The following is a 13677-nucleotide window of genomic DNA, read 5'->3' as shown; positions in this document are numbered from 1 at the left end:
TCGCGAGCAAGCTCGCTCCTACGAAAGCAAAAAGCCGCCCCTATAGAAGGAAGCGGCTTTCTCATGGGACAGCGGCGACTCAGCGCAGCGCCGGCCCCTGCCAACCCATCCACAGCGCCAGGCGCTCGGCGACGCTGGTGCCGAGCTTCTTGGCGAAGCGATCGAAGGGCGTCTCCTGCACGGTGTAGTCGACGATTTCCTTTTCCTTGATCACTTCCCGCGCCACGTAGCTGGTGCTGCCCAGGCCATCGATGAGGCCGAGTTGCAGCGCCTGTTCGCCGGACCAGATCAATCCGGAGAACAGCTCGGGATGATCCTTGTCCTTCAGGCGATCGCCCCGCCCTTTCTTCACGCTGTCGATGAACTGCTTGTGGGTGGTGTCGAGCACACCCTGCCAGAACTGGGTCTCCTCCGCCTTGGGCGGCTGGAACGGATCGAGGAAAGCCTTGTGCTCGCCGGAGGTGTAGACGCGACGGTCGACACCGAGCTTCTCCATGGTGCCGACGAAGCCGAAGGTGGCCGCGGTCACGCCGATGGAGCCGACCAGGCTGGCCTTGTCGGCATAGATCTCGTCCGCCGCGCTGGCGATGTAGTAGGCGCCGGAGGCTCCGAGATCACTGATCACCGCGTAGACCTTCACCTCCGGGTGCAGGCCGCGCAGGCGCTTGATCTCGTCATATATATAGCCGGACTGCACCGGGCTGCCGCCCGGGCTGTTGATGCGCAGGACCACAGCCTTGGTGCCGGAGTCCTCGAAGGCCGCCTTCAGCGCTCCGACGACATTGTCGGCGCTGGCCGGCTCGTCGTCGGCGATCATGCCCTTCACCTCGACCAGCGCGGTATGGCTGCCACTGCGCGACGCGGACTTGGACAGCCCGCTGAACGGCGTGAACAGGGCGATGGCGAGGAACAGGTAGACGAAGGTCAGCAGCTTGAAGAAGATCCCCCAGCGACGCGCCCGGCGCTGTTCCTGCACGCCGGCCAGCACGGCCTTCTCCAGCAGCTTCCAGCTCTTCGCGTCGTCCTTTGCGGACTCCTCGGCCTTCCACTCATCCGACATGCTCGTTCACCTCGATCCGTGGGTTCTGCACCCAGCCATCCAGCCAGGCGCGCAATTCGTTGAAATGCCCGATCTCCAGGCGCGGACCATACTCGCGCAGCACCGACAGCGGCTGCGCACCATAGGACACCGCCACCGAGTCCATGCCGGCGCGACGCGCCATGTCTAGGTCGAAGGGCGCATCGCCGACCATCAGCGCGCGACCGGGGTCGACCCGGCAGTGCGCGAGAATCTCGTGGAGCATGCGCGGATCGGGCTTGCTCGCCGACTCGTCGGCGGCACGGGTGATATCGAAGAAGCTCTCCCAACCCCGCCCCTTGAGCACGCGATCCAGGCCCCGGCGATTCTTGCCGGTGGCGACCGCCAGACGGTAGCCGGACCGGCGGAAATGCTCCAGCGCCTCGGCCACGCCGGGAAACAGCGGAGAAGGTTCGACTTCCAGCTTCAGATAGTGCTCGACGTAGTCGCCACGAAAAACCGTCAGCGCCGCTTCGTCATCGACTTCCGGGTACAGCGACTGGATCGCCTCGGGCAGGCCGAGGCCGATGATGCCCTTGATCGCCTCATCGCTACGCACAGGCAGCCCGGAGCGCTCGGCGGCCACGCGCATGGATTCGACGATACGGCCCACCGAGTCCACCAGCGTGCCATCCCAGTCGAAGACCAGCAGCGCGTAATCAGGCATCCAGGCGCTCCAACGTGCCACGCCACATGTCGTCGACTTCCGCCTCGAGCTCCAGGGTCAAGCCGTCGGGCATCGGCACGCGCAACTGCGCCGAGTGCAGGAACAGGCGCTTGCCGCCCAGCTCGCGGATCTCGCGGGAGAATTCGTCGTCGCCGTACTTGGGGTCGCCGGCGATGGCGTGCCCGGCGTGCTTGGCGTGGACGCGGATCTGGTGGGTCCGGCCGGTGATCGGACGGGCCTCCACCAGGGTGGCGAAGTCACCGAAGCGGCGCAGCACCTTGAACTCGGTGAGCGCATCCTTGCCTTCGACGTTGACCTCGACCATGCGCTCGCCGGAACGCAGGTTGTTCTTCATCAGCGGCGCGCGAACCTGCTTCTTGGCGGCGGGCCAGTTGCCGCGCACCAGGGCGTGGTAGCGCTTGTCCACCGCGTGCTCGTTGCGCAGCGCATCGTGCAGATGGCGCAGCATGCTGCGCTTCTTGGCGATCATCAGCAGGCCCGAGGTGTCGCGATCCAGGCGGTGGACCAGCTCGATGTCCTTGGCGTCCGGGCGCAGCTGGCGGAAGGCCTCGATCACCCCGTAGTTGAGGCCGCTGCCGCCATGCACGGCGATGCCGGCCGGCTTGTTGATCACGATCAGCGCCTTGTCCTCGAAGACGATCGACGCCTCCAGGCGCTCCAGCAGTCCCTGGGCCAGCGGGGCCGGCTCGTCGCGCTCGGCCAGGCGCAGTGGCGGCACACGAACCACGTCGCCGGCCTGCAGCTTGTACTCGGGCTTGATCCGCCCCTTGTTCACGCGCACCTCGCCCTTGCGCAGGATGCGATAGATCAGGGTCTTGGGTACGCCTTTGAGCTGGGTTCTGAGGAAATTGTCGATGCGCTGACCGGCATATTCCGGCGCGACTTCAAGCAGCTGTACGCCGGAAGTCGGAGAGGTGGGATTCGTCATACGCCCATCATAGCAATTTTTCATTCAATTGAAGCACTTAATCATTGCTGCTATAGTCGGGAGGCCGCCAAAAGTGGCCAGGCCCGCGGATGTCAGCGAAATCGCCATCCCCACTGCCTGCAAAACACATTGAACGGACGTGAGGCAGTCCTGCGAAGCGTTGCCGCGGAGGATCAGTTATCCCCACCGCAACGACTCGGAACCCAAGCCTTGAGACATGACGCACGGCAGCCTCGGTAGCCGTGAAAAGCCAACCCGCTCCCGGATTCTGCGAGCGGCACCCGCTTCTTCTAAAGGAAACGTGCAGGGTGGAGATGCACAACCGTCGGACCGCGTAGCTGGCACCGCCTGAGTTGCAAGACGCATTCTATCGTCCGCCTCCGACAGTTGATTCCTCCTCCTGTTGATTGCTTGTTCGATCACGACAAGCAGGAGACGTAGTCGCGATATCGGCTCGTAGCTAGCCGACCGTCGCTGGACACGGGAATGGTCCGCCATTCCCGAGTACGCGCCCGAGCACCGACCGTAAGAGTCGTGGGTGCCGATTGCCGTTTCCGGTGGCCCGGAAACCATTGGTACTACATGAAAAGAATGCTGATCAACGCGACTCAACCCGAAGAGTTGCGTGTAGCGCTGGTAGATGGCCAGCGTCTGTTCGACCTGGATATCGAATCCGGTGCGCGCGAACAGAAGAAGGCCAACATCTACAAGGGCCGCATCACCCGCATCGAGCCCAGCCTGGAAGCCGCCTTCGTCGACTTCGGCGCCGAGCGCCACGGTTTCCTCCCCCTCAAGGAAATTTCCCGCGAGTACTTCAAGAAGAACCCCGACGGCCGCATCAATATCAAGGATGTGCTGAGCGAGGGTCAGGAAGTCATCGTCCAGGTCGAGAAGGAAGAACGTGGCAACAAGGGCGCGGCCCTGACCACCTTCATCAGCCTCGCCGGCCGCTACCTCGTGCTGATGCCGAACAACCCGCGTGCCGGTGGCATCTCCCGCCGCATCGAAGGCGAAGAGCGCAACGAACTGCGTGAAGCGCTGAACGGCCTCAACGCCCCCGCCGACATGGGCCTGATCGTCCGCACCGCCGGCCTGGGCCGCAGCTCCGAAGAGCTGCAATGGGACCTGGACTACCTGCTGCAGCTGTGGGGCGCCATCAAGGAAGCCTCCGGCGAGCGTGGCGCGCCCTTCCTGATCTACCAGGAAAGCAACGTCATCATCCGCGCCATCCGCGACTACCTGCGCCAGGACATCGGCGAAGTACTGATCGACAGCATCGACGCCCAGGAAGAAGCCCTGAACTTCATCCGCCAGGTGATGCCGCAGTACGCCAGCAAGGTCAAGCTGTACCAGGACAGCGTTCCGCTGTTCAACCGCTTCCAGATCGAGAGCCAGATCGAGACCGCCTTCCAGCGCGAAGTGAAGCTGCCCTCCGGCGGCTCCATCGTCATCGACCCGACCGAAGCCCTGGTTTCCATCGACATCAACTCGGCGCGCGCCACCAAGGGCGGCGACATCGAGGAGACCGCGCTGCAGACCAACCTGGAAGCGGCCGAGGAAATCGCCCGCCAGCTGCGTCTGCGTGACATCGGCGGCCTGATCGTCATCGACTTCATCGACATGACCCCGGCGAAGAACCAGCGCGCCGTGGAAGAGCGCGTTCGCGAAGCCCTCGAGGCCGACCGCGCGCGCGTCCAGGTCGGGCGCATCTCGCGCTTCGGCCTGCTGGAGATGTCCCGTCAGCGCCTGCGTCCGTCCCTCGGCGAGACCAGCGGCATCGTCTGCCCGCGCTGCAACGGCCAGGGCATCATCCGCGACGTCGAGTCCCTGTCGCTGGCCATCCTGCGCCTGATCGAGGAAGAAGCGCTGAAGGACCGCACCGCGGAAGTCCGCGCTCGCGTGCCCTTCCAGGTCGCCGCCTTCCTGCTCAACGAGAAGCGCAACGCCATCACCAAGATCGAGCTGCGCACCCGCGCGCGCATCTTCATCCTGCCGGACGAGCACCTGGAAACCCCGCACTTCGAAGTCCAGCGCCTGCGTGACGACAACCCGGACCTGCTGGTCGGCCACACCAGCTACGAGATGGCCCAGATCGAGCACGAGGAAGTCCAGCCGGTCAGCGCCACCCGCACCCTGGTTCGCCAGGAAGCCGCGGTGAAGACCGTTTCCCCGCAGACCCCCGCTCCGCAGCAGGCCGAACAGGCCGCCGCGCCGCAACCGGTGGAAGCCGCCAAGCCGATGCCGCAACCGAGCCTGTTCCAGGGCCTGGTCAAGTCGCTGGTGAGCCTGTTCGCCGGCAAGGAAGAAGAGGTCAAGCCGGCCGTCAGCGCCGAGAAGCCTGCCAGCGAGCGCAGCGCCTCGCCGGAAGAGCGTCGCAACGGCCGCCAGCAGAACCGTCGCCGCGAAGGCGGTCGTCGTGACGAAGAGCGCAAGCCTCGCGAAGAGCGCGGCGAGCGCAACGAGCGTCGTCGCGAAGAACGCGCCGAGCGTCCTGCCCGCGAAGAGCGCCAGCCGCGCGAAGAGCGTGCCGAGCGTCAACCGCGTGAAGAGCGCCAGCCCCGCGAGGACCGTCAGCCGCGTGAAGAACGCGCCGAGCGTCAGCCGCGCGAGGAACGCCAGCCGCGCGAAGAGCGTGCCGAACGTCAGCCGCGCGAAGAGCGCCAGCCGCGTGAAGAGCGCACCGAGCGTCAACCGCGTGAAGAACGCCAGCCGCGTGAAGAACGCGCCGAGCGTCAGCCTCGCGAAGAACGCCAACCGCGTGAAGAACGTGCCGAACGTCAGCCGCGCGAAGAGCGCCAGCCCCGTGAAGAGCGTCAACCGCGCGAAGAGCGTGGCGAGCGCCGTGAACGTGGCGAGCGTCCGCCGCGCGAGGAGCGCCAGGCCCGCGAAGCCGTTGCCCTGGAAGCCGAAGAGCTGCCGAACAACGAGGAACTGCTGGAGCAGGACGATCAGGAAGGCAGCGATGACGAACGTCCGCGCCGCCGCTCCCGTGGCCAGCGCCGCCGCAGCAACCGCCGCGAGCGTCAGCGTGAAGCCGGTGCCGATGGCGTCGAAGGCGTCGAAGGCGAAGAGCCGCAAGCGGGTGCCGAGTCGTCCCTGGCCGTGGCAGGCGTAGCCGCTGCCGTGGTCGCCGAGCAGGTTGTCGAGCACGTAGCCGAGTCCGCTGCCGAACAATCGGCCGAGCCGGCAGCCGTTGCCGTCGAAGCCGCCGCGGAAAGCGTCGTCGTGACCGAAACCCGCGAGGAAAGCGCCGAGGAACAGGCCGTCGAGTTCAGCCTGCAACCGAGCGAATCCGCAGCCTTCATCGCTGAAGAAGCGGCCCAGCCGGTCGTGGAAACCGTCGCCGAAGCCGCCCCGGTGGCCGTCGAGGCTCCGCAGGTCGAAGCAGCAGCAGTCGAAACCCCGGCCGTCGAAGCCGTGGTCGAAGCCCCTGCCGCCATCGAGCCCGCCGCTGAAGCGCAAGCCGATGCCCCGGCAGCCAACACCACCGGCCGCGCCCTGAACGACCCGCGCGAGCGCCGTCGCCAGCAGCGCGAAGCCGAGCGTCTGGCCCGCGAAGCCGCCGAGGCCGCCGCCGCTGCGCCCGCAGTGGTCGAAGCCGCCGCGGTCGAGCAGAGCGTCGAGGTTGAAGCCGTCGTCGCCGAAGCGCCGGTAGCCGAAGCCGAGCAGGCTGTGGAAACCGTGGCTGTCGAGGCCGAGTCCGCCGCTGTCGAGGCGCCGGTCGAAGCCGAAGCCGAAGCCGAGAAAGCCGAGCAGCACCACGAAGCCGTGGAAAAACACCACAGCTGATTGGCCGAGCGCTGAAAAAAGGGGATGCCTGGGCATCCCCTTTTTTTTCGCCCGCGATTTACCGCCGCCACAGACATGACCGGGCACCTTGCAGGCGCGGATTCATCCGCGATCCGCGTCGCGCCGGAGGCCATAGTGGACGGAACCCATCCCTACCCCCTCCGCAAACATGGCACCCATCACCACGACCGCATGGGTTTCGTAAACTCAACCCATCCTACGAAAGTCGCCTCAGGGGTATTTCGCAGGGGCCCGGTCCTCAGGCAAAGAAAAAGGCGCTGCCGTTGCCGGTCAGCGCCCTCCTCTTTCAGCCCACCCTCAGTAGAGGTTGGGCTCCATTTCCAGCTCCACGCCGAAGCGCTCGTGGATATCCGTGCGGATCCGCTCGGCCAGCGCCTGGATCTGCGCGCCGCTGGCACCGCCGTAGTTGACCAGCACCAGCGCCTGCTGCGCGTGGACGCCGGCGGCGCCGTCACGGAAGCCTTTCCAGCCGGCCTTGTCGATCAGCCAGCCGGCGGCCAGCTTGAACTGCCCATCGGCCTGGGGATAGGCGACCAGGTCCGGGTACTCACCGCGCAGGCGCTCGACGACGGCGGCGGGCACCAGGGGGTTCTTGAAAAAGCTGCCGGCGTTGCCCAGTTGCGCCGGGTCGGGCAGCTTCTCACGGCGGATCGCGCAGATCACCCGCGCCACGTCGGCCGGGCTCGGCTGTGTCACGCCCTGCTCCACCAGGCGCTGGCGCACCGGACCGTAGTCCAGGTGCAGGGCTGCCTGGCGCGACAGTTTCAGGCGCACGCGCAGGATCACCCAGCGCCCCGGCTCGCGCTTGAACAGACTTTCGCGGTAGGCGAAGGCGCAGTCGCCCAGCTGGAATTCGCGCAGGCCGCCGCTGTGGCGGTCGAGCGCGACCAGGCTGTCGAACACGTCCTTCAGCTCCACGCCGTAGGCGCCGATGTTCTGCATGGGCGCGGCGCCGACCGTGCCGGGGATCAGGCTGAGATTCTCCAGGCCGCCGAAGCCCTGTTCCAGACTCCAGCGCACCAGGTCGTCCCAGGTCTCGCCAGCCTCGGCCTCGATGCGCACGGCAACGCCATCGTCGTCGAGGATCCGCACACCACGACTGGCCATGCGCAGCACCAAAGCCTCGACGTCACGGGTCAGCAGCAGGTTGCTGCCGCCGCCGAGCACCAGCAGCGGCAGGTCGTGTTCCACGGCCAGGGCGAGGCCCTGCATCACTTCCTGGTCGTCGTGCGCCTCGGCGAACAGCCGAGCGCGCGCTTCGATGCCGAAGGTGTTGAAGGCTTTCAGGGATACGTCTTTTTCCAGGTTCAGGCTCACAGGCGTCCCTTCACTTCCAGCAACAGGGCGTCGCAGGCGCGCTCGACCAGGTCCAGCACCCGCTCGAAACCGGCTTCGCCGCCGTAATAGGGGTCCGGCACCTCGTCCAGCTCGCCGGCGTAGCGGCGCAGGAACAGGTCCAGTTCGGCGGGGCCGGCGTCGCGGCCGAGCCGCTGGAGGTCGGCCAGGTTGTTCAGGTCCATCGCCAGGATCAGGTCGAAGTCGCGGAAATCGCCACGCTCGACCTGGCGCGCACGCAGCGCCGACAGGTCGTAGCCACGACGCATAGCCGCCACGCGGGTGCGGGCGTCCGGCGCCTTGCCCACGTGCCAGTCGCCGGTGCCGGCGGAGTCCACTGTCACCCGCGACTCGAGGCCGGCCTCGCGCAGCTTGTGGCGGAACACTCCCTCGGCGGTGGGTGAACGGCAGATGTTGCCCAGGCAGACGAAGAGGACGCGCATCAGGCCCCCAGCAGGCGCCTGACGCGCTCCAGGTCCTCGGCGGTGTCCACGCCGGCCTGCGGCGCCTCGAGGGCGTCGGCCACGTGGATGCGCACGCCGTGCCAGAGCGCGCGCAGCTGCTCCAGGCACTCGGTGTCTTCCAGCCAGCACGGGCCCCAGGCGACGAAGTCGCGGAGGAAGCGCGCGCGGTAGGCGTAGATGCCGATGTGGCGGCGGAACGGCACGCCTTGCGGCAGGCTGTCCGGGTCCTTGGCCAGGGCGTCGCGGGCCCAGGGCAGGGGCGCGCGGCTGAAGGTCAGGGCCAGGCCGTTCAGGTCGGTGACGACCTTGACCACGTTCGGGTTGAACAGCGCGGCCAGCTCGTGGATCGGCTCGGCCAGGGTGGCGATACCGGCTTCCGCGTGCGCCGCGAGGTTGGCCGCCACCTGGTCGATGATGGCCGGCGGGATCAGTGGCTCGTCGCCCTGCACGTTGACCACGATGTCGTCGTCCACCAGGCCCAGGGCGTCGGCCACTTCGGCCAGGCGGTCGGTGCCGGAGTTGTGATCGACGCGGGTCAGCAGCGCTTCGGCACCGAAGACGTTGGCCGCTTCGAGGATGCGCGCATCATCGGTGGCGATCACCACCCGCGACGCGGCGCTCTTGCGCGCCTGCTCCCAGACATGCTGGACCATGGGCTTGCCGGCGATGTCCTGCAGCGGCTTGCCGGGCAGGCGGGTGGAGGCGAAACGGGCCGGGATGACGACGGTGAATTTCTGGCTCATCGCTGGGTCTCGGCTCGTTGTCACTTGTCCAGGCGTTCGTCGACGTTCAGGGTGCGGGCCTCGCCCTCGAGCATCACCGGGATGCCGTCGCGCACCGGGTAGGCCAGGCCATCGGCCTTGCAGATCAGTTCGGACTTGTCGTCGGTGAGCTTCAGCGGGCCCTTGCACAGCGGGCAGGCGAGGATGTCGAGGAGTTTCGGGTCCATGGGGGAATCCTTGGAAGGCGAGTGGGGCGGCCGTGCCACCGGTCAGCGCGCGGTCAGGCGCTCGAGCTGGGCGTCGAACCAGGCGACGAAGGCCGGGGAAGGCTGCGCGTCGACCGCGAGGTACCACCAGTCGGCGGCGGCGAAGGCCCGGCATTTCACCGCGTCCTTCTCGGTCATCAGCAGCGGCAGCGGCGGGCTGAAGTTCAGTTGCTCGGCGCTGTAGGCCGCGTGGTCCGGGAAGGCGTGCGGAACAGGCCGCCAGTGTAGCGCCTCGAGCGTCGCGAAGAAACGCTGCGGGTTGCCGATGCCGGCCAGGGCGTGGACCTGCTGGCCCGCCGGGAAATGCTCCGGCCCCACGCGCTGGCCACTGCGCAGGTTGACCAGGGCCGATGGTCGCAGGGTGAAGGAGAAGGCGCCCTGGGGATCGGCGCTGGCACCGTTGTAGAGCACCGCGTCCACCGATTCCAGGCGCTCCACCGGCTCGCGCAGGGGGCCGGCCGGCAGGCAGCGGCGATTGCCCAGGCCGCGCGCGGCGTCGATCAGCACCAGTTCCAGGTCACGGGCCAGGCGGTAGTGCTGCAGGCCGTCGTCGCAGAGGATCAGGTCGACCGGCTCCTCCGCCAGCAGCGCGCGCACCGCGGCCGGGCGATCCGGGTCGATCACCAGGGGCACGCCGCTGCGCTGGACGATCATCAGGGGTTCGTCGCCGGCCTGGTCCGCGCGCTGTTCGGCGCGAACCCGCCACGGCAGGCTCGGCGGCTTGGCGCCGTAGCCGCGGCTGACCACGCCGACCTTGAGGCCACGGGCGCGGCAGTGTTCGATCAGCCAGAGGATCATCGGCGTCTTGCCGGTGCCGCCGACGGTGATATTGCCGACCACGATCACCGGCACCGGAGCGCGATAGGCCTCGCGGCGGCCCTGCAGGTAGTCGGTGCGCTTGCGCAGCGCCACGCGGCGGTACAGCGCCTCCAGCGGACGCAGCAGGCCGAGGGCCGGGTGGCCCTGGTACCAGGCCTGCAGCAGGCGGTCGGAGAATGCCATCAGGGCTTGGCCTGCGCCTCGACGGTGGTGATGCGCAGGTGGCTGAAGCCGAGCTTGCCGGCCGCGTCCATGGCGGTGACCACCGCCTGGTGGGTGGCCTTGCCGTCGGCGGTGATCACCAGCGGCAGGTTGCTGTCGCCGGCGGATTCCTTCTGCATCGCCGCCATCAGGGTGGCGAGGTCACTGTTCACCAGGGTCTGGCCGTTCAGCGCGTAGTGGCCAGCGGCGTCGATATCCAGCTCCAGCGGCTTGACGTCGGTGGCTTCCGGCGGCGTGCCGCTGACCGCCTCGGGCAGCTCGACCTTCAGCTGGGTCGGCCGGCTGAAGGTGGTGGTGACCACGAAGAACAGCAGCAGGACGAAGATCACGTCGATCAGCGACGCCAGGTTGATGAACACGTCATCGCGGGCGGCGCCACCACTTCTGCGGCGGAATTTCACGCTTTGCCATCCTCGGAAAGGTCGACTTCGCGGTCGCCCTGGACCATCTCCACCAGCTTGATGGCTTCCTGCTCCATGGCCACCACCAGCTCATCGACGCGGCGCAGCAGGTAGCGGTGGAAGAACACCGCGGGAATCGCCACGATCAGGCCGGAAGCGGTGGTCACCAGGGCCTTGGAGATGCCGCCGGCGAGCTGCGGGGCGTTGGCCATGCCGTCGCCCATGAAGGCGCTGAATATCTGGATCATGCCGAACACCGTGCCCAGCAGGCCCAGCAGCGGGGCCATGGCGGCGATGGTGCCGAGGGCGTTGAGGTAGCGCTCCATCTCGTGGATCACCCGCCCGGCGGACTCCTCGATGCACTCCTTCATGATCTCGCGACCGTGCTTGGAGTTGACCAGGCCGGCGGCGAGGATTTCGCCCAGCGGAGAAGACGCCTTGAGGTCCTTGAGGGCCTGGCTGTTCATCTTCTTGTCCTTGATCTGCTTCCACACCTGGCCGAGCAGCTGCGGCGGGGCGATGCGGCTGCGGCGCAGGGTCCAGAGCCGCTCGGCGACGATGGCGGTGGCGGCGATGGAGCTCAGAATGATCGGCAGCATCATCCAGCCGCCCGCTTGAACCAGTTCCCACACAGTGGCGAATCCCCTGAAAAAAAGTGGCCACACTCTAGCACAGCCCCCCAGCCCCGCCGACCGTCGCCGTTCTCATTTTTCCCTCCAGAATCCGGCCTTTTCACGCACGCCCTGGACAGCGCCGCGACGCCCCAGCAGCAGGCGCAAGGCGCCCTCCCTCGCCACGTCGTGAACCGCCACCCGTCGCGCGGCGAAACGCGCCAGCACTTCGGCCGACGGATGCCCGTAGGCGTTGTAGCGCGAGCGCGAAATCAGCGCCGCGCGCGGTGCCAGGCCCGCGACGAAGGCCGCCGAGGTCGAGGTACGGCTGCCATGGTGGCCGGCCATCAGCCAATCGGCGTAGGGGCGTGACTGAGCGGCCAGCCAGGCCGCCTCGCCCTCGGCGGGCAGGTCGCCGGTCAGCAGCAGGCTTTCGCCGAAGGCCTCGACGCGCAGCACGCAGGAGCGGGCGTTGCTTTCGGTCGCCGCCGCCCAGCTCCAGGTGGAAAAGCGCACGCCATCGACCAGCCACTCGCGCTCGGCGCAGGGCTCGGCGCGCCACCTGGCGGGCAGGCGCTCGGGCTCGCCGCTGATGATCCGCGTCACCGGCAAGGCGTCGAGCAGCGCGCGGGCGCCACCGGCGTGATCGTTGTCGGCATGGCTGAGCAGCAGCGTATCGACCCGCTTCACCCCCAGGCCGCGCAGGGTCGGCAGCACCGCCACTTCGCCGAGGTCGAAATCGCCCCGGCGCGGCCCGGCATCGTACAGCCAGGCGTGGCCGTGGGTGCGGATCAGCACCGACAGGCCCTGGCCGACGTCGATCACGCGCACCTCCGCATAGCCGGGAGCCGGGGCCAGCGAGTGCGGCCAGAATAGCGGCAGCAGCAGCGCCAGGCCCGGAGCGCGCAGTGGCACCCCGGCGGGTGCCAGGCACAGCGGAACGCCGAGCAGCGCCAAGGCGATCGCCCAGGCCGGCGGCGCCTGCGGATACCAGGCCGGCGAATGGCGGGCCAGCCAGGCGAGCGCCTGCAACAGCCCGTCGAGCAGGCCGCCGGCCAGCCACAGCAGCCCCTCCCCCAGGCCCGGCAACCACAGCAGCAGGCTGCCGATCAGCGCCAGCGGCACCACCAGCAGCTCCACCCAGGGCACCGCCAGCAGGTTGGCCAGGGCGCCCGCGGGGCTCAGCGGCAGGCCCAGGGCCATGAGCAGCGGCGCCAGGCCGATGGCCATCAGCACCTGCGCACGGCCCCAGGTCAACCACCAGGGCCAGCGCCCCAGGCGCCCGGCGAAGCCGTAGACCAGCAACCCGACGGCGGCGAAGGACAGCCAGAAGCCGGGGCTCAGGCTGACCAGCGGATCGACCAGCAGCACCGCCAGCACGGCGCCGAGCACCGGCATCCACACGCCCTGGCGGCGCAGCCACAGGCGCCACAGCAGCACCATGCTCAGCATCAGGCAGGCCCTGAGCGCCGGCACCTCCAGGCCGGCGACCCAGCCGTAGCCCCAGGCGCCGCACAAGCCGGCGGCGCAGGCGCAGGGCAGCCAGGGCAACCGCGCCGCCCAGGCGCCGAGGCGCGCCAGCCCGGCCACCAGGCCGTAGAGCAGGCCGCCGAGCAGGGAGATGTGCGAGCCGGAGATCACCATCAGGTGCAGGGTGCCGGTGTCCTCCAGGACGTCCCAGTCGCGTCGCTGCAAGCCGCTGCCGTCGCCGAGGATCAACGCCACCAGGTAGGCGTTGCGGCCCTGGGCGTCGACCGCCAGCAGGCGCCGCTTCCAGTCCTCGCGCCAGGCCTCGGGGCCGCGGGCGGCGGCCAGGCGCTGGCCGTCCTTGACGCTGCCGGTGGCGCCGATGGCATCGGCGGTCAGCCAGGCCTCGTAATCGAAGCCGAAGGCATTGGCCAGGCCGTGGGGGCGGCGCAGGGTCACCGCCAGGCGCCAGCGCTCGCCGGCGCGCAGCTCGGGCGCCGCGTACCAGGACAGGCGCAGCCGCTTCGGCAGGTCCACGCGCGCGTCGACCGCTTCCAGCTCGAAGCGCGCGTTGCCGTCGCGCCACGCCGGCAGGCCAACCACCCTCCCCTCCAGCCAGAGCGTGCGGCCGTCCAGCTCCGGGGCCAGGCGCTGGGCCAGCGCCCAGTGGCCGTGCAGGCAGGCCCAGGCGAACCCGGCCAACAGCAGCGCCGCGACGAACCAGCGCCGCCACAGGCACAGCAGGAGGATTCCGACCAGCGGCCCCCAGCTCCACGCCGGCGGCAACTCGGCCAACCCACGCGGCAGCAGAAGCCCGCAGGCCAAGGCCAGCATCCCTGCGCGCATCGACGATCCCTCCCTGGGCA

Annotated in this window: 12 protein-coding genes; 1 reads left to right on the top strand and 11 read right to left on the bottom strand. The window is 68.5% G+C overall.

Features of this window, described 5'->3' with window-relative positions:
• Positions 1–79: 79 nt before the first annotated feature.
• From sppA to rluC, 3 genes are read right to left on the bottom strand one after another with little or no spacing between them, the layout of a single operon-like run.
• Positions 80–1060 (bottom strand): signal peptide peptidase SppA, encoded by a 981-nt coding sequence (gene sppA, locus P3W75_RS05295; protein ID WP_276226310.1) that lies wholly within the window; start codon positions 1058–1060, stop codon positions 80–82.
• Positions 1050–1745, bottom strand: a complete 696-nt coding sequence (locus P3W75_RS05290) for an HAD-IIIA family hydrolase (RefSeq protein WP_276226309.1) — start codon at positions 1743–1745, stop codon at positions 1050–1052. Before P3W75_RS05290 ends, sppA begins: the two co-directional genes overlap by 11 nt.
• A complete protein-coding gene (gene rluC, locus P3W75_RS05285; protein ID WP_276226308.1) occupies positions 1738–2694 on the bottom strand; it encodes a 23S rRNA pseudouridine(955/2504/2580) synthase RluC in 957 nt (318 codons plus the stop codon). The genes P3W75_RS05290 and rluC overlap by 8 nt, the downstream gene beginning before the upstream one ends.
• Positions 2695–3276: 582 nt before the next feature.
• Between rluC and rne the strand changes: the two genes are divergently transcribed.
• The gene (rne, locus tag P3W75_RS05280; RefSeq protein ID WP_276226307.1) at positions 3277–6483 is read left to right on the top strand and encodes a ribonuclease E; all 3207 of its coding nucleotides are present in this window, start codon (positions 3277–3279) and stop codon (positions 6481–6483) included.
• Positions 6484–6801: 318 nt separating this feature from the next.
• Here rne and murB read toward each other — a convergent pair whose 3' ends face one another.
• The 8 genes from murB to P3W75_RS05240 form a co-directional block, all read right to left on the bottom strand.
• Positions 6802–7821, bottom strand: a complete 1020-nt coding sequence (gene murB, locus P3W75_RS05275; RefSeq protein WP_276226306.1) for a UDP-N-acetylmuramate dehydrogenase — start codon at positions 7819–7821, stop codon at positions 6802–6804.
• A complete protein-coding gene (locus P3W75_RS05270) occupies positions 7818–8282 on the bottom strand; it encodes a low molecular weight protein-tyrosine-phosphatase (protein WP_276226305.1) in 465 nt (154 codons plus the stop codon). The genes murB and P3W75_RS05270 overlap by 4 nt, the downstream gene beginning before the upstream one ends.
• Entirely contained in the window at positions 8282–9046 is a 765-nt protein-coding gene (gene kdsB / locus P3W75_RS05265; protein ID WP_276226304.1) for a 3-deoxy-manno-octulosonate cytidylyltransferase, read from the bottom strand. Before kdsB ends, P3W75_RS05270 begins: the two co-directional genes overlap by 1 nt.
• A 20-nt stretch (positions 9047–9066) precedes the next feature.
• Positions 9067–9252 carry a Trm112 family protein gene (locus P3W75_RS05260; protein WP_009621404.1) on the bottom strand — a complete coding sequence of 62 codons (186 nt, stop codon included), beginning with the start codon at positions 9250–9252 and terminating at the stop codon, positions 9067–9069.
• A 42-nt stretch (positions 9253–9294) separates the two neighbouring features.
• Entirely contained in the window at positions 9295–10293 is a 999-nt protein-coding gene (gene lpxK / locus P3W75_RS05255; RefSeq protein WP_276226303.1) for a tetraacyldisaccharide 4'-kinase, read from the bottom strand.
• Complete coding sequence (locus P3W75_RS05250; protein WP_276226302.1) at positions 10293–10733, bottom strand: ExbD/TolR family protein; 441 nt, start codon at positions 10731–10733, stop codon at positions 10293–10295. Before P3W75_RS05250 ends, lpxK begins: the two co-directional genes overlap by 1 nt.
• Positions 10730–11365: a MotA/TolQ/ExbB proton channel family protein gene (locus P3W75_RS05245; RefSeq protein WP_276226301.1), complete on the bottom strand. Its 636-nt coding sequence runs from the start codon at positions 11363–11365 to the stop codon at positions 10730–10732. Before P3W75_RS05245 ends, P3W75_RS05250 begins: the two co-directional genes overlap by 4 nt.
• A 72-nt stretch (positions 11366–11437) precedes the next feature.
• Complete coding sequence (locus P3W75_RS05240) at positions 11438–13657, bottom strand: DNA internalization-related competence protein ComEC/Rec2 (RefSeq protein ID WP_276226300.1); 2220 nt, start codon at positions 13655–13657, stop codon at positions 11438–11440.
• Between the last annotated feature and the right edge of the window lie 20 nt (positions 13658–13677).

The sequence above is a fragment of the Pseudomonas citronellolis genome (assembly GCF_029335315.1).
In the GTDB taxonomy this organism is placed as follows: domain Bacteria; phylum Pseudomonadota; class Gammaproteobacteria; order Pseudomonadales; family Pseudomonadaceae; genus Pseudomonas; species Pseudomonas citronellolis_A.
The sequence above is the reverse complement of the archived record's forward strand: the minus strand, read 5'-3'. Positions and strand labels throughout refer to the sequence as shown.

What these genes read in the sequence shown, in the direction of transcription:
- P3W75_RS05240 (WP_276226300.1), bottom strand. Translation starts at nt 13,657, where the DNA reads ATGCGCGCAGGGATGCTGGCCTTGGCCTGCGGGCTTCTGCTGCCGCGT.
- P3W75_RS05270 (WP_276226305.1), bottom strand. Translation starts at nt 8,282, where the DNA reads ATGCGCGTCCTCTTCGTCTGCCTGGGCAACATCTGCCGTTCACCCACC.
- rne (WP_276226307.1), top strand. Translation starts at nt 3,277, where the DNA reads ATGAAAAGAATGCTGATCAACGCGACTCAACCCGAAGAGTTGCGTGTA.
- P3W75_RS05290 (WP_276226309.1), bottom strand. Translation starts at nt 1,745, where the DNA reads ATGCCTGATTACGCGCTGCTGGTCTTCGACTGGGATGGCACGCTGGTG.
- rluC (WP_276226308.1), bottom strand. Translation starts at nt 2,694, where the DNA reads ATGACGAATCCCACCTCTCCGACTTCCGGCGTACAGCTGCTTGAAGTC.
- P3W75_RS05260 (WP_009621404.1), bottom strand. Translation starts at nt 9,252, where the DNA reads ATGGACCCGAAACTCCTCGACATCCTCGCCTGCCCGCTGTGCAAGGGC.
- kdsB (WP_276226304.1), bottom strand. Translation starts at nt 9,046, where the DNA reads ATGAGCCAGAAATTCACCGTCGTCATCCCGGCCCGTTTCGCCTCCACC.
- sppA (WP_276226310.1), bottom strand. Translation starts at nt 1,060, where the DNA reads ATGTCGGATGAGTGGAAGGCCGAGGAGTCCGCAAAGGACGACGCGAAG.
- lpxK (WP_276226303.1), bottom strand. Translation starts at nt 10,293, where the DNA reads ATGGCATTCTCCGACCGCCTGCTGCAGGCCTGGTACCAGGGCCACCCG.